Consider the following 17,314-nt stretch of genomic DNA (forward strand, 5'->3'; position numbering starts at 1 on the left):
CTCATCGGAAAGCGACCCACGTGACTGTCCACGACATCCTGGCGATCCTGCGCCGACGCTGGCGCCTGATCCTGGCCACCCTGCTGGTGGCGGTCTCGGTCGCGGCGGTGGCCACCATCACCACGCCTCGGGTGTTCGAGGCCAGCACCCGGGTCTACCTGCTGGCCGAGGGGGGCCAGCAGGCCAACCTCTACCAGATGCCTGCCGGCGAGCTCGAGACGATCATCCAGGTGGCCACGTCACCCATCGTCATGGGACCGGTCAGGGACCAGGTCGGCGTCCCGGACGGCACGCCCCTCAACGCGACCGCAGAGGTCGCCGACGGGACGACGCTGCTCGACGTGCGGGTCACCTCCAGTAATCCTGAGATCGCTGCGGAGGTGGCCACCGCCATCCCCCAGCAGCTCGCCGCCATCGCGCGTGACTACTCCCCCATGCTGGCCAACAGCGGCCAGCGCGTCGAGGCGCAGACCATCGTCGCTGCGTCGGTGCCCGGGGGCCCGGTCTCGCCGGACCCCGTCCGTAACCTGGCGATCGGCGCTCTGGCCGGCCTCATGCTGGGCATCGGCTTCGCGCTGCTCCGTCACAACCTCGACACGCGGATCCGCACCGTCAAGGACCTCGAGCTGCTCTCCGACCGTCCTGTGCTGGCCAACGTGCCCGTGCGCCGCACGGACGGTGGACACCTCATGTTCTTCGAGAGCGAGCCGTTCAGCTCACACGCCGAGGCGTTGCGTCGTCTTCGGACCAACCTGATGTTCGTCGACGTGACGACCCGCAAGCACTCGTTCCTCGTGACCTCCGCCCTCCCGGCTGAGGGGAAGACCACGACGGCGGTCAACCTTGCCCTGGCGATGGCCGACGCAGGCACCAAGGTCCTGCTCGTGGACGCCGACCTGCGCCACCCGTCGGTCGCCAGCGCGATGGGCCTCGAGGGCTCCGTGGGCCTGACCACAGTGCTGCTCGGCAGGGCCGACATCGCCGAGATGGTGCAGCAGTGGGCCGACAGCAACCTGTGGGTGCTTCCTGCCGGGGAGATCCCGCCGAACCCCAGCGAGCTGCTCGGCTCGGACGCCATGATGGAGCTCTTCGAGGAGCTCGTGAAGGACTACGACTTCGTCCTGGTCGACTCCCCCCCAGTCCTCCCGGTGGCCGACGCGCTCGTCCTCGAGCGCCTCACCGGCGGTGCCCTCATGGTCGTGGCAGCAGGCAGCACGCGGCGTCACCATCTGACCGAGGCGCTGCACGCCTTCGAGACCGCAGACGCGACGGTGGCCGGCTTCGCCCTGACGAAGACCCCCGACGAGCCGGGCAGCTACTACGGCTACTACCGCCAGTCCCATGACGGGGAGGTCCCGGAGAGCCGGGCTGCGCGGAGACGGAACGGCGCCGACCGCCGGGACGGCAAGGCCGCGGAACAGCACGCCGCCGCCCGGGAAGCGACCCAAGCACGTCTGGATCGTGCCGCGTCCACGCAGGATGCCAACACACCAGGCATACCCTGACGCTGCACGCCGTCACACGGGGGCACGTGTGATGAGCCGACTGTGCTCCATCTCGGTCACGAACTCGGCCAGCACCTCCGCGTCGAGGTCGTCCGCCGGCACCCCCAGTGCGTCCGCGACCCGACGCTGGAGCTCGCCGGCCTCACCGAGCAGGCACGCCGTGAAGATGACCGCCGCCGGTCCCTGCAACACCTGGATGGGACCGTCCGGAAGGTGCGCCACGTAGATCGTGGGCTCGCCGGCCCCTGAGCCCTGCCGCAGCGGGTCCTCGTGCACCACGCCCACATCCGCCCCCGGCCGCCAGGACCCACTCACGTGTCCGTCCTCGTCCTGTGGCGCTGCCACTCCTCGGCGAGCCCGCGGCGCGGTCGCTCGAAGAACTCGACGACGACGTCCCGGACCGTCGGTCGACGCCCGAGCACGTGCGCCAGGTGGTCGATGTTGACCAGCGGAGCGCGCAGGAGCACCAGGGCCTTGTCCCTGAGCCGCGGTGCCGACAGGAGCCGCGCCACCCAGCTCTCCATCCGTGACGTCCCGTAGATCGTTGCTCGCCACGGCCAGTAGTCGGCTGCTCCGCGATGTTCCTCGAGCCGTCCCTGAGCCGCCGCCCAGCCGACCTCGGCACCGAGCGCGGCGACAAGTGCCTCGACGTGCTGCGTCGTCACGCGGCCCTGGGGGTCCTGCAGGGCGGCGGCCATCCGCGCGGCCTCCTCCGTGCGCCTGTTGCGCAGGGCGTTGAGGACGGCGATGAGGTGCCTCGCGGCGGACGTCGGCACCGCCACGGCCACCCCGGCCAGCTCCGTCATCTCCCGATGTGCCCAGAGAATGTCGAAGGCAGCCTCCTTGGGAGAGATGCCCTGGAAGAACCGGTGCACGTCCGCGTATCCCCACTGGGGATGCCAGAACGTCGCAGCGTGCCCGACGTCTGACCCCGAGAGGAAGGTGCTGCGAGCACTCCAGCCCCGTGCGGACAGCTCGTCGACGAAGCGCACACACTGCGAGGGCCGGACCAGCACGTCCGCGTCGGTCCCGCCCCCCGGCGAGCGCAGCTCGGGCTCCGTCGCCGGGCCCTTGATGTGCAGCAGGTCCACGCCCGCGGCGTCGGCGACGACCTGCAGCGCGGCATGCCCGAACAGGATGCGCACCGGGGGCGGGACCTCGACGACGGTGCTGCTCACCGCCTCAGCGTAGCCGCGATGACATCCGTCACCCCGACGTCGTGAGCCATGACGCTTCCCACGGCCGCCCCCGAGGCGACAGTCTGGTCACATGAGCTCCGTCCCGGTCTCCGCGGTCGACACGCGTGACCCGTGGGAACGTCACACCTGGGTGGTCGGGGCGGTCTGGCTGGTCTTCCTGGTGTTCCCGCTCACGGTGGCCGTGCGGGGCCAGCAGAGCTGGGCCGGGCAGGTCGGTGTCGTGCTGCTGTTCGCGGGTTTCGCCGGGGTCTACATCCGCGGGTTCGTCCGGGTCGACGACCCCCGCGTGCCCGCCGGCCGCCTGCCGCCGGGGGTGCCGCACCTGCTGGTGCTCATCGCCCTCGTCGGGGTGGTCGCGCCGCTGGCCGGATGGAACACCCTGAGCATGCTGCCGTATGTCGTGGCGCTGGCCATGTTCGTGCTGCCGCTGCGCCTCGCGGGCGGCTTCTTCGCCTTGACGCTGGCGCTCATGCTCACCGCGACACTGACCGCAGACTCCCTGACCGACGCCTGGCCCTACGTCGTCGTCGTGGGCTCGGTCGGCATGGCGACGGGCGTGATCCGGCTCATCGACGAGCGTCAGCGGGTGCACAACCGCCTCCTCACCGAGGTCGCCCTGGCCACCGACCGCGAGAGGGTCGCCCGCGACGTGCACGACGTGCTCGGTCACAGCCTCACCGTCATCACCCTCAAGGCGGAGCTCGCCGGCCGGCTGCTCGAGGCCGACCCGGGGCGGGCGCGTGCCGAGGTCGAGCAGATTTACGAGCTGAGCCGCCTGGCCCTCGCCGAGATCCGCACGACCGTGGGTGCCCTGCGCGTGACCCGGCTGGCCGACGAGGTGGCCGCAGCGCGCACCGTGCTCGCCGACGCCGGCATCGCCCCGGACCTGCCGGACGACCTCGACGTGGTCGACCCCCGCCACCGCGTCGTGCTGGCGTGGGCCCTGCGGGAGGCGGTGACCAACGTCGTGCGCCACTCCGGCGCCACCCGGTGCCGGGTCGAGCTCGGCGGCGACCGGCTCGTGGTCACCGACGACGGCCGCGGGCTGCACGGGCGCGAGGGCCACGGCATACGGGGGCTGCGCGAGCGCGTGGAGGCGGCCGGGGGCACGCTCGTGCTCGGCACGGGTGCCGCGGGTGCGGGCACGACCCTGGCGGTGCAGCTGTGATCCGCCTGCTGCTGGCCGACGACCAGGCGCTCGTGCGGGGCGCCATGGCGGCCCTGCTCGGCCTGGAGGCCGACCTCGAGGTCGTCGCCGAGGTGGGGCGCGGTGACGAGGTCGTCGCCGCCGCCCGGGAGCACCAGGTGGACGTCTGCCTGGTCGACGTGGAGATGCCCGGCCTCGACGGCATCGAGGTGTGCCGTGCGCTGGCCCTGGCCCTGCCCGGCGTGCGCTCGCTGGTCGTGACCACCTTCGGCCGGCCCGGCTACCTCCGCCGAGCCGTCGAGGCCGGGGCGAGCGGGTTCGTGGTCAAGGACACCCCGGCCGCCGAGCTCGCCGAGGCGGTGCGGCGGGTGCACGCCGGGCAGCGCGTGCTGGACCCGGCGCTCGCGGCCGAGTCGCTGGCCGAGGGCGCCAACCCGCTCACCGACCGCGAGCGCGACGTGCTCCGAGAGGCCCTCAGCGGTGCGCAGGTCGCCGACATCGCCCGCCGGGTGCACCTGTCGCCCGGCACGGTGCGCAACTACCTGTCCTCGGCCATCGGCAAGACCGGTGTCAGCACGCGCGCCGAGGCCGCCGTCACCGCCCGAGACCGCGGCTGGCTGTGACGGCATACCTCGCCGTGCCGTCGCGTGCAGGGTGGTCGGCCTCGGCGCGGTCACGAACTTGCACGCCGCGCCGGTCCGCCGCTGCGGATGCTCCTGCGTCGAGCGACCTCTACGGTTGTCTAGTCACCACCCGATAGCAACGCAGACGGAGGCATCGACATGGCAGCCCAGGAGCGCAAGGACGACCCCGGCCCCAGCGTCAAGGACCCGGAGCTCTACGAGAAGCTGCGGGACGAGGGCAACAGCAAGGAGAAGGCGGCGCGCATCGCCAACGCCGCGGCCCGCGACTCCCGCTCGGAGGTCGGCGAGCGCGGCGGTAGCTCCCAGGCCTACGAGGACTGGACGGTCGAGGAGCTGCGCGGGCGTGCCGCCGAGCTCGACGTCGAGGGCCGCTCCTCGATGACCAAGGACGAGCTCATCGAGGCCCTGCGCCACCACTGACCGACCTCCACCCCACGGCGCGCCACCACCTCGTGTCAGAGTGCGCAGATCTGCGCGCGGGGGACCGGGTGGCGCGTCCACCTCCACGCACCCGGAGCACCTGGCGGGGCGGCGAGCAGCCCGCCCGACCCGAGGGTCGCGGCCGCTACTGTGGAGCCATGCGGACCCTGGGCAACATCCTCTGGCTGCTGCTGGCCGGCTGGTGGCTGGCGCTGCTGTATGTCGTCGCCGGCGTCATCGCCTGCCTGCTCATCATCACCATCCCGTTCGGCATCGCCTCGTTCCGGCTGGCCAGCTACGTGCTGTGGCCGTTCGGCCGCCGCACGGAGTTCCGGCAGGAGGCCGGGGTCTTCTCGGTGATCGGCAACGTCCTGTGGATCCTGGTCCTGGGCTGGGAGTTGGCGGTCGGCCACATCATCGCGGGGCTGCTGCTGTGCCTGACCGTCATCGGCATCCCGTTCGGCATCGCCTGCTGGAAGATGGTGCCGCTCGCCCTGCTGCCGCTGGGCCAGCGGATCGTCCCGGTCGAGCACCCCGAGCAGGACCCGTTCGCCGTGGCCCCCGCCCGGTGACCGTCGGGTGCGAGCCCACGGGCGTGACCTGATGCGGCCGGCTCAGTCCGGAAGGGTCACGTAGCCGGAGGTCGCGGGGTCACGGCGGCGCACCGACCGCCCGAAGGTCGGCCGCGCGCCGAAGCTGGCCCGCCGCGCGGCCCGCCGGAAGGTCGCGAGCAGAGCCGGGCCCAGCACCACGATCGCCACCGCGTTGGTGACGGCACGGCCCGTGTCCCAGCCGGCTGTCGAGGTCACCAGGGTGTAGACGACGAAGCGCTCCAGGTTGTCCCACACCGGCGCGCCGGGCACGTAGGCCAGCGACCCGGCGGTCGTGTCGACGCCGGCGACGAACGGCCAGAAGTACAGGTTCATCAGCATGCCGAACACATAGGCCACGACCACGCCGTAGGCCGCGAGCATGGCGATCTCCCGGCGGCCGGTGACCCGCCGGGGCAGCAGCCCCGCCCCGAGCCCGATCCACGCCGCGCACAGCATCTGGAAGGGCAGCCAGGGACCGACCCCCGCGGTGAGCATCCCGGAGGCGAAGAGCGAGGTGCAGCCGAGCACGAAGCCGAAGCCCGGCCCGTACACCCTCCCGGCCAGCACCAGGACGAAGAAGACGACCTCGATGCCGGCGACCCCCGTGCCCAGCGGCCGGAGCGCGGCGTTGACGGCCGAGAGCACCCCGAGCATGGCGAGGGCCTTGGCGTCCATGCCCCCTTCGGAGATCTCGGCGAGCACGACCAGGACCAGCACCGGCAGCACGGCCATGAAGACGAAGGGGGCGTCGCTGCGGGTGCCGAAGGACGCCGGGTCGGGGGTCAGCAGCAGCGGCCAGAGGAACATGGCCAGCCCGGCCAGCGAAGCCAGGGCGACCACCGTCGCCGACCGTGGGCCGAGCCGCACGGCGTGCAGGGGGCCGGTGGCGGGGCTGCTGTCTGTGCCGCGGGTGCTCACGGTGCCACCCCCACCAGCGCCTCGCGCACCTGGGCGGGGGTGAGCCAGGGAGCGCCGAGCACCTTGGCCACCTGCGGAGCGAAGATCGGCGAGGCCGCCACGACCTCGACGGTCGGGCCGTCGGCGACGACCTCCCCCTCGGCCATGACGACGACCCGGTCGGCCACCGCAGCGACGAACTCCACGTCGTGCGTGGCCACGACCACGGGCGTGCCCTGGGCCGCCAGGTCGGCCACGATCGCTCCGAGCGCGGCCTTCGCCGTGTAGTCCAGGCCCCGGGTGGGCTCGTCCAGCAGCACGACCCGCGGGGCGGCGGTCAGCTGCACCGCCAGCACGAGCGACAGGCGCTGCCCCTCCGACAGGTCACGGGGGTGCCGGTCGCCGGGCACCCCGGGGGCGACGCGCTCCAGCAGCCGCCGGCACGTGCCGGGCGCAGCGTCCGACTCACGGTCCGCAGCCGCACACTCCTCGTCCACGGTCTCCAGGTAGAGCAGGTCGGCCGCGGTCTGCGGCACCAGGCCGACCAGGGCTCGCGCCCGGGCCGCGGTGACCGAGCCGGGGTCCTCGCCCCCGACGTCCACCTGCCCGGTATGCCGGGGGCCCGAGCCCTGCAGCGCCCACAGCAGGGAGGACTTGCCCGACCCGTTGCGTCCCATCAGTGCGACCACCTCACCGGCGTGCAGGCCGAGGTCCACCCCACGCACCGCCACGACCTGCCCGTGCCGCACGACGACCGACGAGGCGGTGAGCACCGGCGCAGCACCAGCCGCGACCCGCACGGGCGGCCCGGCATACGCGGGCGTCGCGGCCAGCTCGAAGCGCAGGTGGGTCGCGCGCCGGCGGGCGTCGCGCACCGACAGCGGCAGCGGTGTCCAGCCGGCGACCCGTGCCAGCTCGACGACCGGCGGCGCGACCGGTGAGTCGACGAGCAGCTCCTGGGGTGTGCCCTGGCGCACGGCGGCATCGTCCACGACGAGGAGTCGGTCGGCATACTGCAGCACGCGCTCCATCCGGTGCTCGGCCATGAGCACGGTCACCCCCAGGTCGTGCACCAGGCGGGTGACGGCGGCCAGCACGTCCTCGGCCGCCGTGGGGTCCAGGGCCGAGGTGGGCTCGTCGAGCACCAGCACCCGGGGGTCGGTCGTCAGCACCGCACCGATCGCCACCCGCTGCTGCTGGCCGCCGGAGAGCGTGCGCAGCGGCCGTCGGCGCAGGTCGGCGATGCCCAGCAGGTCCAGCGTCTCCTCGACCCGCTTGCGCATCACGGACGGCGCGACCGCCAGCTGCTCCATCCCGTAGGCCAGCTCCTCCTCGACCGTGTCGGTGACGAAGCCCGCCAGCGGGTCCTGGCCGACGTAGCCGACCAGATGGGCCAGGTCGCGGGGCGGCCGGTCGCGGGTGTCGAGACCGGCGACGGACACCCGGCCCTCGAGGTGCCCGCCGGTGAAGTGCGGCACGAGGCCGTTCACGGCCCGCAGCAGCGTGGACTTGCCGGAGCCGGTGCGGCCCGCGACGAGCGCCAGCTCACCCTCGGGCACCGCGAGCTCGACGTGCGCCAGGGCGGGTCGCGCCGCGCCGGCATACGTGATGGTCACGTCCTCGAAGCGGATCACGCGCCCACCTCCTCGGCCGTGAGCGGGGTCCGCGGCGTCGCCACGGCCGGCACCACACCCACGAGCACGGCCGCCAGCGCCGGCAGGCCCACCTCGGGCCAGACCGGTGGGCTGAGCGAGGGGTTGACCGCGGCCGGGTCCAGCGACAGGGCCAGCCAGACCCCCAGGCCCACGACGACCCCGGCACCCGCCGTCACGACCTCAGGCACCTGCCACCGGTCGGGCCGGTAGTGCGTGCGGCGCACCCGCCGGCCGCTGAGCCCGAAGCCCGCCGCGGCCAGGCCCACCCCGAGCACCAGCATGGGTGCCCCCAGCACCGCGGGGGAGGTGCCGTCGAGCAGGCCGTAGACACCGACACAGACCCCGACCAGGCCACCGACGGTGCACACGCCGGCGAGGACCCGGCTGCCGGGGGCCACCTGCTCGGTGCGCCCGTAGCCCCGCGAGTCCATCGCCGCAGCCAGCTCGAGCGAGCGGTCCAGGGCGTCCTCGAGCACCGGCACGACGACGCCGCGCAGCGCCCGGATGCCGCTCCCGCCACCACCGCGCAGCCGGCGGGCACGGCGCACCCGCAGCACCGACTCGGCGAGCTGCGGGAAGAGCGACAGCGCGACGACGACCGCGGTGCCGACCTCGTAGAGGGCGCCGGGCACCGCCTTGAGCAGGCGCTTGGGGTTGGCCAGGGCGTTGGCGGCACCCACGCAGATGATCATGGTGGCCAGCCGCAGGCCGTCGTAGAAGCCGCCGAGCAGCGCCTGCGCCGTCACCGGGCCGAACAGCGTCAGGCCCGCCACCCACTCGGGCAGCGGCACCGTGGGCAGGTCGAGCAGCACCGGCCCGCCGGCACCGCCGCCGAAGACGACCCGGAAGGCCACCCGCAGGACCACGACCAGGACGGCGACCCACACGTAGAGGCGGAACGCCATCGCCCACGGCGCGTCGCCGCGGCGGGCCACCACGACCAGGGTCGCGACGGCGATGACGAGGCCGAGCAGCAGCGGGTTGGTGGTGCGGCTGGCCGCGGTCGCCAGCCCCAGCGCCCAGACCCACCAGGCCGCGGGGTGCAACGCGCGGGGCAGGTATGCCGTGCGCCACCGGTCACGGCGGGCGCCACCGGCGGTGCCCCCGGTGACACGTGCAGGTGCTGCGGTGCTCACACGTCACCTCCGGCCCGCCGGCTGCGCGCGGTGGCCAGCGCCGCCCCGCCGAGCACGAGGACGACCGCGCCGGTGGCCCACACGCTGGCGGGCACGCCCCACGGCCCCTCGGCCTCCGGCTCCTCGGACCCGTCGTCGGCTGCGAGCTCGGCGCCGACGGAGGTGGTCGTGGCGCTGAGCGTCTCCGGGTCGAAGCGCGGCATGCTCGGGTCGACCCCCGGGTCGACCGCGAAGGTCCACCCCTCGAGGTCGCCGTCGGTGACGGACCTGGCCCGGGCACCGGTCGTGCTGTAGGTCCAGGGCTCCTCCGCAGCGGCGCGCCACGACGCCCAGCTGGCCTGGGTCGGCGGGGTGTCCAGGCAGGTCTCGCGGTAGCCGGGGTCGCTCTGGAGGGCCAGCTCCTCCTCGGGTGCGGGGACGCCGTCGATGCGGCAGACGAACGCGTCACCCCAGCGGGAGACACCCTCGACCTCGAACCCCGCCGCCCGCAGCGCGTCCAGTGCCGTGGTGCCCTCGGCCACGGGCCCGGGCACACAGCGGACGACGACCTCGCCGGGGCCCACCTCCTGGTAGTCCACGACGACGGTCACGCCCTCCCCGGGCTCGCACGCTCCCTCCTCCGCCTCGTCCTGGGCGGCGGCGGCGCTGGGCAGGGCCAGCGCGAGGAGCATGCCGAGGGTCCACGCCGGAGCGCTGCGCACGGGTGGCACCTCGTTCCCCATAGCCGGTGTCGCCGTGGGGGTGGTGCCCGAAGGATCCGGGTCGGCCACCACGGGTGGGGTGTCGACGAGGTCGCCCGGACTCCACCCGCAGCCGCGACGGGTTGTCGTGGAGTCTCGCCACGACCGGGCATTCGGGCTCGTCGGGAGTGGTGGCTCCCGACCTACCGTTGCGGGTCAGCGCCGGACTCGGACCGGACTTCCCCCGGAGGTGACGTCCCTGTCACTGTAACGCAGCACCGGCGACCCGGGTCACGGTCTGCACGCTGTCCACCTCGGCCGCGGGCTTGTCCTCGCGGTAGCGCAGCACCCGCGCGAAGCGCAGCGCGACGCCGCCGGGGTAGCGCCGGGAGCGCTGCACGCCGTCGACCGCGACCTCGACCACCTGCTCGGGGCGCACGTGCACGACGTGACCCTCGCGGTGGGTCTCCAGGCCGAGGAAGCGCTCGGTCTGCCAGGCGAGCATCTCGTCGGTCATGCCCTTGAACGTCTTGCCGAGCATGACGAGGTCGCCGGTGTGCTCGTCACGGGCGGCGAGGTGGATGTTGGACAGCGTGCCGCGCCGTCGGCCGCTGCCCCACTCCACGGCGACGACCACGAGGTCGAAGGTGTGCCGCGGCTTCACCTTCACCCAGCCCGCCCCGCGACGGCCGGCGGCGTAGGGGGCCTCCAGCGACTTGACCACCACCCCCTCGTGCCCGGAGTCCACGCGCTCGGCGAACCAGGCCCGTGCCGTCGCGGCGTCATCGGTGACCAGCCTCGGCACGACCAGCCCCGGCGCGGTCTGCACCAGGCGCTGCCAGCGCAGGCGACCCGGCAGGTCGACGAGGTCGTCGCCGTCCTGGTGCAGCAGGTCGAAGAGGTAGGTCGTGAGCGGCACCTCGGCACGCAGCCGCTGCGGGTCGGCGCTGCTCGCGGTGCGTGCCCCGGTGACCTGGAACGGGTGCGGCCGTCCGTCGGCGCGCAGGGCGATGACCTCGCCGTCGAGCACCGCGGCGCCGACCGGGAGCGCGGCCAGCGCCTCGACGACCTCGGGCATCCGGTCGGTGACCTCCTCCAGCGTCCGGGTGAACAGCCGGACGTGGCGGTCGTCGGCGCCGCCCCAGACGTGCGCCTGCAGCCGGATGCCGTCGAGCTTGGTCTCCAGGGCCACCGCCCCCATGCCCTCGACGCCCTCCTCGACCGTGGGCGCCGAGGCGGCGAGCATCGGCCGCAGCGGTCGCCCGACCTCCAGCCGGACCGCCTCCAGCGCCTCCTGCGCCTGCTCCGGACCGGTCACCGTCAGGGCCGCGGCCGCGACGGGTCCGGACCGCCCGGCGAGCATCACCGCCCGGCGCACCGCCTCCAGCGGCACGCCCGCGGCCTGGGCCACGGCCTGCTGCACGATCCCGTCGCCGGCGCCCTGGCGCACCTCCCCGGTGACCAGGCCGCGCAGCCAGGTCTGCTCCTGCGCGGTCGCCCGCCCGAGGAGGCCGGCAAGCGCGGCGCGGCGGGCCCCGACGGAGCCCGCCCCCGCCAGTGCCCCGACCCGGCCCAGGGCCTGGTCGACCTCGAGCACGGTCAGGGTGGACGAAGCGGCGGGAGCCGGCAGGTCCTGCAGGCCCCGCCGGCTCACCCCGATGCGGCGCTGCGGCAGCACTCCGGCCAGGTAGTCGGTGACCACCTCGACCTGCCGCTGCCCGCCGTCGGCGGCCGCCCGCAGCGTCGTGGCGAGCGCCGCCACCTTGGCGGTGCGCGACCGGGTGCCTGCGACGGCCGCGGACGTGCCGATCACCTCGGCCAGCGGCATACCCGTCTCGTGCTCCATCCCTCGCACGCTACCGGTGACCACCGACGGACCGGCGGTGACAGGATGCTGCGTATGCAGATCCGCGACGCCTACCTCCTCGACGCGGTCAGGACCCCCTTCGGCGCACTGCGCGGGGGCCTGTCCGGCATCCGCACCGACGACCTCGCGGCGGTCCCGATCCGCGCCCTGGTGGCCCGGCACACGGGGCTGGACCCGGCGGAGGTCGACGACGTCTACCTCGGCAACAGCAACGGCGCAGGCGAGGAGAACCGCAACGTCGCCCGGATGGCCGCCCTGCTGGCCGGGCTCCCGGTGACGGTGCCCGGTGTGACGCTCAACCGGCTCTGCGCGAGCGGCGGCGAGTCCCTCCTGCAGGCCGGTCGGGCGATCGCGGTCGGGGACGCCGACCTCGTCGTCGCCGGGGGCGTCGAAGGCATGAGCCGGGCCCCCTACGTGCTCCCCAAGCCGGACGAGGCCCTCCCGCGCAGCATGGAGATGCACCAGACCATGGTCGGCTGGCGCATGGTCAACCCGCAGATGCCCGCGGAGTGGACAGTGCCCCTGGGAGCGGCCGCGCAGGCCGTCGCCGCCGAGCTCGGCATCGGCCGTGAGGAGCAGGACGCCTGGGCCGCCCGCTCGCACCAGCGGGTGCACGCCGCCTACGAGGCCGGCCTGCACGACGGCTTCGTCCTGCCGGTCGAGGGCCTGGAGCGGGACGAGTCACTGCGGCCGGACTGCACGACGGAGACGTTGGGAGGGCTGCGCCCCGCCTTCAGCCGGGACGGCACCGCCACGGCGGGCAACTCCTCTCCGGTGAACGACGGTGCCCTGGCCGCTCTCCTCGGCACCCGCGAGGTGGCCGAGAGACTGGGCACACCGCCGCTGGGCCGCATCATCGGCTCCCGCACGGTCGGGGTCTCCCCGGAGCGCTTCACCCTCGGCCCGGTCTCAGCCGTCGAGCAGTTGCTGGCCCGGCACGACCTCGACGTGCGCGACGTCGACCTCTGGGAGGTCAACGAGGCCTTCGCCGCCATGGTGCTGTCCGTGCTGCACCACCTGCCCGGCGTCGACCACGAGCAGGTCAACGTCAACGGCGGCGCCATCGCCATCGGCCACCCGCTGGGTGCCTCGGCCCCCCGGGTCGTCGTCGACCTGTGCCGCGAGCTGCGCCGCCGCGGGGGCGGGCTCGGCGTGGCGGCCGCCTGCATCGGGGTCGGCCAGGGCACCGCGGTGCTCATGCAGGTCGACTGAGAGCGTCCGCCCTCACTCCTCGACGGCACCGGGCGACTCGGCCACGAAGGGCGCCTCGTCGCGCACCGGTCCGAGGTCCACGCCGTCCGGCGAGACCAGCGTGACGTCCTGCGGGTCCAGTGCGCTGGAGGCCCTGGTGACCTGGCCACGACTGTAGACGACGTCACCCGGCTGCATGTTCGGCACCAGGTCCTCGACCAGCACCAGCGTGTAGCCCCGCGCCCTGAGGTCGCTGATGATCCCGGGCACGGCGTCGACCGTCGCGGAGACCGAGTCGTGCATGAGCACGATGGAGCCGGAGCGCGTGTAGCTCACGACGTGGCTGCGGATCTGTGAGGCGGTGCGCCCGTCCCAGTCGCGAGGGTCGACCGACCAGAGGACGAGGGGCTTGCCCAGCTGCCGGGTGCTGGAGTTCCAGGACCCGTAGGGCGGGCGCAGCAGGGTGCTGCGCGGCACCCCCACGCTCGCCAGCTCGTCGTCGGCGCGGTCCACCTGCCACTGCTGACCGGAGAGCGACAGGGTCGTCAGCTGCGGGTGGTTCCACGTGTGGTTCTCGACGGCATGGCCCTCGTTGTGGGCCCGTCGGGTGGTGAGCGGCCGGACGTCGACCTGCTGGCCGACCCAGAAGAAGGTCGCGGGCACGTCACGGGAGGCGAGCGTGTCGAGCAGCCTGCTGCTGTGCGCCGACGGGCCGTCGTCGAAGGTCAGCGCCACGCAGGCGAGCTCGGAGCAGTCGGGACGTGCTGGTGGTGGCGGCGGCGCGACCGCGTCGCGTGCCTGGTAGAGCACGTCGCTGCACAGCGCGGAGGTGCCCCCCAGCGCGGTCACCCTGCCGGGCTGCTCGGCGAACAGGTAGCTGCGGGTGGCGGAGGGCAGCGTCCCGCACGGGCCGACCGCGAGCACCACCGGACCCCTGGTGAGGACGCCCGCGGCGACGGCGTCGGCGAAGTTGGTGCCGTCGCCCCGGGCCAGGTAGACCCGGCTGACCGTGTCCGGGAACGCCCGTGCGGCCACGCGGGTCGCCGTCTCGTAGCGGTTGGCGCCGGCGATGCGCGAGGGCGTCCGCCCGGAGGCGGCGGCGGTGAGGGCATCGCTGGTGACGGCCGCGGTCCCGCCCAGCGCCGTGACATGCGTCGGGTCGAGGTCGGCGATCGCCGCGGCGGTGACCGCCGGCACGGCGTCCCCGTCGTGGCTCAGCAGCAGCACGGGGCCGTCGGTGAGCATCCCGGCGGCGAGCGCGTCGGGGCTGACGGCTCCCCGCACGACGTAGACCCGGTCGGCGCCACCCGGGAAAGCCCGGTCGGCCACCGCCGCAGCCGTGCCCTGACGGGTCTCACCGGCGAGCCGGGCGCTGGGTCGCGTGCCGGCCGCCGCGGCCAGGGTCTCGTCGCAGACGGCTGCGGGGCCTCCCAGGGCGACCACCTCTTCCGGGGCGAGCCGTGCGATCTCGGCGCTCACGGACGCCGGCACGCCGCTGCAGCGGGGGACCAGCAGGACGGGCCCGTCGGTCAGGGAGCCGGCCACCAGCGCGTCGGCGAACAGGTCGCCGCGGGCGAGGTAGACGCTGTCGGCCGCTGCCGGGTCGCTGAACTGGTGCTGGGAGATCGCCACGGACGTCGCGTAGCGGTCCGGGCCGGAGATGCGGCTGATGGCCGGGGCGGTCTGCATCGGGACAGGGGCGGACGCCGACGGGGCAGCAGTGCTCACCTGCGCCGGGGCATGGGGCAGACCGCCCTGCTCGAGGGCCGGAGCGGACACCGGCACAGCCAGGAGGGCGGCGATCACGATAGCCCACAACCTCACCTCTGTGACGCTACTCCTGAACCCCCCGGGTGACCAGAGCCGCTCCTGCGACAAGACTGGGCGGCATGAGTCCGCGTCATGACGCCGTCGTCCCGGCCGAGCTGAGGTCCGCCCTGCACGAGCTCTACAGGGACCTGCACCGGCACCCGGAGCTGTCCATGCAGGAGGAGCGCACCGCAGCGCTCGTCGGCGAGCGGATGCTGGAGCTCGGCTTCGAGACTCTGCGGGTGGGTGGCACCGGCGTGGCAGCCGTCCTGCGCAACGGCCCCGGTCCCGTCGTGGCCCTCCGCGCCGACACCGACGGACTGCCGCTCGCCGAGGCCACCGACCTGCCCTACGCGAGCACCGCGCGCGGCACCCTGCCCGACGGCACCGAGGTGCCCGTCATGCACGCCTGCGGCCACGACACGCACATCACCTGCGCGGTCGGCGCCGCGAGCCTGCTGGCCCAGGCCCGGCACGAGTGGTCGGGCACGGTGGTGATGCTCTTCCAGCCCGGCGAGGAGACCAGCGCGGGAGCCCGGGCGATGCTCGACGACGGGCTCTGGGACCGCGTGCCGCACCCCGAGGTGGTCTACGCCCAGCACGTGTGGCCAGGCCCCGCCGGCACCGTCGAGCTCAGCATCGGCCCCGCGATGGCGATGGCCGACGCCTGGAAGGTCACGGTGCACGGGCGCGGGGGCCACGGCTCCCGGCCCGAGACCACCGTCGACCCGGTGGTGCTGGCGGCCTACATCATCGTGCGCATTCAGGGCGTCGTCGCGCGTGAGGTGGCGGCGCAGAGCGCTGCCGTCGTGACGGTCGCCACGGTCCACGCCGGGCTCAAGGAGAACGTCATCCCCGACACGGCGGAGCTCACCGTCAACGTGCGCAACCTCGACGCCCACGTCCGCGACCGTGTGCTCGACGCCCTGCGGCGGGTGATCCGGGCGGAGGCCGAGGCCTCCGGCGCGCCGGAGCCGCAGATCGAGGAGCTGTACACCTTCCCGCTGCTGGTCAACGACCCGGCTGCCGCCGCCGAGGCCCTGGAGGTCCTCGGCGGTGCCCTCGGTGCCGACCATGTGAGCACGACCCCGGCGATGATGGGCAGCGAGGACTTCGGCCACCTGCCGCAGGCGCTGGGGGTCCCCGGGGTCTACTGGTTCTTCGGCGGCACCGCGCCCGGCGACCTCGAGGGGCCGGACCCCGTGCCGTCCAACCACTCCCCCCGCTTCGCCCCCGTCCTGGAGCCCACGCTCAGCACGGGCGTGGTCGCGGCCTACTCGATGCTGCGGCACCGCCTCACGGACGTCACGGACCGCTGAGCAGGCGCAGGGTCGCCCGCTCAAGGGCGACCTGACGCTGCAGCGGGTCGTCGTGCCGGCGCCGGGTCGCGGTGCGGATCGTGCGGCCCTGCTCGTAGGCCTCGACCACCCGCGGGTCGACGTACGACGTGCGGGCGACCGTCGGGGTGTTGCCCAGGAACACCGCCACCTCCTTCATGGCCCCGGAGACGGCGCGCCTGCGCGAGGCCTGGCTCTCGCCGTGCTCGTCGGAGCCGGCGAGGGCGGCCGCAGCCAGCACCGTCGCGTGCCAGGTGCGGAAGTCCTTGGCGCTCGCCTCGACGCCGGTCGCCTCACGGATGTAGTCGTTGACCAGCATCGGCAGCAGGGAGCGCCACGAACGCTGCTCCTTGTAGGCCAGCAGGCGCAGGTCCTCCCCCCGGCGGCGACGCATCAGCTCGATGGCCTCGACGACCGAGCGGTCGTCGATCTCGACGAGGTGCTCGACGCCCGACTTGCCGGTGAACCGGAAGACCAGGACCTCACCACGCCTGCGCACGTGCCGACGCTCCAGGGTCGTGAGGCCGACGCTGCCGTGCGCGTCCGCATACACGTCGTTGCCGATGCGGAAGTAGCCCAGGTCGAGCAGGCGCACGGCCGCGGCGCACGCGCGGTCCACCGGCATGCCCTCCTGGCCGAGGTCACGTAGCACGGGACAGGGTCGGCTGCTGCTGGCCGCCGGCCTGCTCGTGGTGGGGGGCTGGCTGCCGTGGCTCTACACCGGGGCGGGCCCCGTCAGCGGCATCCGAGGCCCCGGGCTGTGGACCTTCTACGCCGGTCTGCTCGCCCTGGCCGGCGGCCTGCTGCCGGCCCGCTGGTCACCGGCTGCCCTGGTGCAGGCGGTCGTGTGTGCCGTCGTCGCGCTGGGGCTGCCGCTGTGGCAGGTGGCGCACGTGCTGTCCCTGGTGGGGACGCAGGGGTGGGCCCCGGGCCCGGGCCTGGTGATGACCGTCGCCGGCGGTGTCCTGTGCGGCGTCGCGGCCCGACAGCTGCACCGGGCCCGTCTGCGCAGCACCCCGTCCTGACCGGTCGGACCCTCACGGCGAGCGGGTGTCGGCCTCGCCGGTGCCCTCCTCCAGCTCCTGCAGGCGGCGGTGCAGCCGTGCCCGCACGTCCTGCGGCGTGAGGTCCGCGCGCTGGCGCTCCTCCCGCGCGATGATGACACCGGCGGCGGCCACCCCGGCCACCCCGGCGAGACCGAGCACCTTCCAGAGGTTCATGAGCAGGAGACCCT

At 74.1% G+C, this 17,314-nt stretch carries 18 protein-coding genes; 8 read left to right on the top strand and 10 right to left on the bottom strand.

What is annotated here, in order from left to right:
• The first annotated feature begins 20 nt into the window (after window positions 1–20).
• Window positions 21–1,505 carry a polysaccharide biosynthesis tyrosine autokinase gene (locus tag LVO85_RS08525; protein ID WP_232747001.1) on the top strand — a complete coding sequence of 495 codons (1,485 nt, stop codon included), beginning with the start codon at window positions 21–23 and terminating at the stop codon, window positions 1,503–1,505.
• Between the two features lie 12 nt (window positions 1,506–1,517).
• Here the strand turns inward: LVO85_RS08525 and LVO85_RS08530 are convergent, their stop codons facing one another.
• Both LVO85_RS08530 and LVO85_RS08535 read right to left on the bottom strand, forming a co-directional pair.
• Window positions 1,518–1,820 carry a hypothetical protein gene (locus tag LVO85_RS08530; protein WP_232747002.1) on the bottom strand — a complete coding sequence of 101 codons (303 nt, stop codon included), beginning with the start codon at window positions 1,818–1,820 and terminating at the stop codon, window positions 1,518–1,520.
• A complete protein-coding gene (locus LVO85_RS08535) occupies window positions 1,817–2,683 on the bottom strand; it encodes a 2-nitropropane dioxygenase (protein ID WP_232747003.1) in 867 nt (288 codons plus the stop codon). Before LVO85_RS08535 ends, LVO85_RS08530 begins: the two co-directional genes overlap by 4 nt.
• Before the next feature lie 91 nt (window positions 2,684–2,774).
• Here LVO85_RS08535 and LVO85_RS08540 point away from each other — a divergent pair, with 91 nt between their 5' ends.
• The 4 genes from LVO85_RS08540 to LVO85_RS08555 all read left to right on the top strand — a co-directional run bounded on the left by LVO85_RS08540 (window position 2,775) and on the right by LVO85_RS08555 (window position 5,487).
• Entirely contained in the window at window positions 2,775–3,872 is a 1,098-nt protein-coding gene (locus LVO85_RS08540) for a sensor histidine kinase (protein WP_232747004.1), read from the top strand.
• Window positions 3,869–4,474 carry a response regulator transcription factor gene (locus tag LVO85_RS08545; protein ID WP_332875421.1) on the top strand — a complete coding sequence of 202 codons (606 nt, stop codon included), beginning with the start codon at window positions 3,869–3,871 and terminating at the stop codon, window positions 4,472–4,474. Before LVO85_RS08540 ends, LVO85_RS08545 begins: the two co-directional genes overlap by 4 nt.
• A 159-nt stretch (window positions 4,475–4,633) precedes the next feature.
• Window positions 4,634–4,915 carry a DUF7218 family protein gene (locus LVO85_RS08550; protein ID WP_232747005.1) on the top strand — a complete coding sequence of 94 codons (282 nt, stop codon included), beginning with the start codon at window positions 4,634–4,636 and terminating at the stop codon, window positions 4,913–4,915.
• 158 nt (window positions 4,916–5,073) lie between these two features.
• Window positions 5,074–5,487 (top strand): YccF domain-containing protein, encoded by a 414-nt coding sequence (locus tag LVO85_RS08555; protein WP_232747006.1) that lies wholly within the window; start codon window positions 5,074–5,076, stop codon window positions 5,485–5,487.
• Window positions 5,488–5,529: 42 nt separating this feature from the next.
• Here the strand turns inward: LVO85_RS08555 and LVO85_RS08560 are convergent, their stop codons facing one another.
• From LVO85_RS08560 to LVO85_RS08580, 5 genes are all read right to left on the bottom strand, one after another.
• Window positions 5,530–6,426, bottom strand: a complete 897-nt coding sequence (locus LVO85_RS08560; RefSeq protein WP_232747007.1) for an ECF transporter S component family protein — start codon at window positions 6,424–6,426, stop codon at window positions 5,530–5,532.
• Entirely contained in the window at window positions 6,423–8,039 is a 1,617-nt protein-coding gene (locus LVO85_RS08565; RefSeq protein WP_232747008.1) for an ABC transporter ATP-binding protein, read from the bottom strand. The genes LVO85_RS08560 and LVO85_RS08565 overlap by 4 nt, the downstream gene beginning before the upstream one ends.
• Complete coding sequence (locus tag LVO85_RS08570; protein ID WP_232747009.1) at window positions 8,036–9,196, bottom strand: energy-coupling factor transporter transmembrane component T; 1,161 nt, start codon at window positions 9,194–9,196, stop codon at window positions 8,036–8,038. The genes LVO85_RS08565 and LVO85_RS08570 overlap by 4 nt, the downstream gene beginning before the upstream one ends.
• Complete coding sequence (locus tag LVO85_RS08575; protein ID WP_232747010.1) at window positions 9,193–9,897, bottom strand: hypothetical protein; 705 nt, start codon at window positions 9,895–9,897, stop codon at window positions 9,193–9,195. Before LVO85_RS08575 ends, LVO85_RS08570 begins: the two co-directional genes overlap by 4 nt.
• Before the next feature lie 241 nt (window positions 9,898–10,138).
• A complete protein-coding gene (locus LVO85_RS08580; protein WP_232747368.1) occupies window positions 10,139–11,704 on the bottom strand; it encodes an ATP-dependent DNA ligase in 1,566 nt (521 codons plus the stop codon).
• Between the two features lie 72 nt (window positions 11,705–11,776).
• Here LVO85_RS08580 and LVO85_RS08585 point away from each other — a divergent pair, with 72 nt between their 5' ends.
• Window positions 11,777–12,955, top strand: coding sequence for a thiolase family protein (locus tag LVO85_RS08585; RefSeq protein WP_232747011.1), 1,179 nt, complete (start codon window positions 11,777–11,779; stop codon window positions 12,953–12,955).
• A gap of 12 nt (window positions 12,956–12,967) precedes the next feature.
• Here the strand turns inward: LVO85_RS08585 and LVO85_RS08590 are convergent, their stop codons facing one another.
• A complete protein-coding gene (locus tag LVO85_RS08590; protein WP_232747012.1) occupies window positions 12,968–14,758 on the bottom strand; it encodes a cell wall-binding repeat-containing protein in 1,791 nt (596 codons plus the stop codon).
• Between the two features lie 65 nt (window positions 14,759–14,823).
• Between LVO85_RS08590 and LVO85_RS08595 the strand changes: the two genes are divergently transcribed.
• A complete protein-coding gene (locus LVO85_RS08595) occupies window positions 14,824–16,062 on the top strand; it encodes an amidohydrolase (protein ID WP_232747013.1) in 1,239 nt (412 codons plus the stop codon).
• Here the strand turns inward: LVO85_RS08595 and LVO85_RS08600 are convergent.
• A complete protein-coding gene (locus LVO85_RS08600) occupies window positions 16,049–16,705 on the bottom strand; it encodes a hypothetical protein (protein ID WP_232747014.1) in 657 nt (218 codons plus the stop codon). The two genes, LVO85_RS08595 and LVO85_RS08600, sit on opposite strands and share 14 nt — an antisense overlap.
• Between LVO85_RS08600 and LVO85_RS08605 the strand changes: the two genes are divergently transcribed.
• Window positions 16,704–17,105 carry a hypothetical protein gene (locus tag LVO85_RS08605; RefSeq protein WP_232747015.1) on the top strand — a complete coding sequence of 134 codons (402 nt, stop codon included), beginning with the start codon at window positions 16,704–16,706 and terminating at the stop codon, window positions 17,103–17,105. The two genes, LVO85_RS08600 and LVO85_RS08605, sit on opposite strands and share 2 nt — an antisense overlap.
• 12 nt (window positions 17,106–17,117) lie before the next feature.
• Here the strand turns inward: LVO85_RS08605 and LVO85_RS08610 are convergent, their stop codons facing one another.
• On the bottom strand, window positions 17,118–17,300 hold the full coding sequence (locus tag LVO85_RS08610) for a hypothetical protein (RefSeq protein ID WP_232747016.1): 183 nt from the start codon (window positions 17,298–17,300) through the stop codon (window positions 17,118–17,120).
• Window positions 17,301–17,314 lie beyond the last annotated feature (14 nt).

Origin of the sequence: Ornithinimicrobium sediminis (assembly GCF_021272345.1) — a bacterium.
In the GTDB taxonomy this organism is placed as follows: domain Bacteria; phylum Actinomycetota; class Actinomycetes; order Actinomycetales; family Dermatophilaceae; genus Ornithinicoccus; species Ornithinicoccus sediminis_B.

Coding starts and splice junctions, on each gene's coding strand:
- LVO85_RS08605 (WP_232747015.1), top strand. CDS start 16,704: ATGCCCTCCTGGCCGAGGTCACGTAGCACGGGACAGGGTCGGCTGCTG.
- LVO85_RS08550 (WP_232747005.1), top strand. CDS start 4,634: ATGGCAGCCCAGGAGCGCAAGGACGACCCCGGCCCCAGCGTCAAGGAC.
- LVO85_RS08585 (WP_232747011.1), top strand. CDS start 11,777: ATGCAGATCCGCGACGCCTACCTCCTCGACGCGGTCAGGACCCCCTTC.
- LVO85_RS08555 (WP_232747006.1), top strand. CDS start 5,074: ATGCGGACCCTGGGCAACATCCTCTGGCTGCTGCTGGCCGGCTGGTGG.
- LVO85_RS08610 (WP_232747016.1), bottom strand. CDS start 17,300: ATGAACCTCTGGAAGGTGCTCGGTCTCGCCGGGGTGGCCGGGGTGGCC.
- LVO85_RS08580 (WP_232747368.1), bottom strand. CDS start 11,704: ATGCCGCTGGCCGAGGTGATCGGCACGTCCGCGGCCGTCGCAGGCACC.
- LVO85_RS08600 (WP_232747014.1), bottom strand. CDS start 16,705: ATGCCGGTGGACCGCGCGTGCGCCGCGGCCGTGCGCCTGCTCGACCTG.
- LVO85_RS08595 (WP_232747013.1), top strand. CDS start 14,824: ATGAGTCCGCGTCATGACGCCGTCGTCCCGGCCGAGCTGAGGTCCGCC.
- LVO85_RS08540 (WP_232747004.1), top strand. CDS start 2,775: ATGAGCTCCGTCCCGGTCTCCGCGGTCGACACGCGTGACCCGTGGGAA.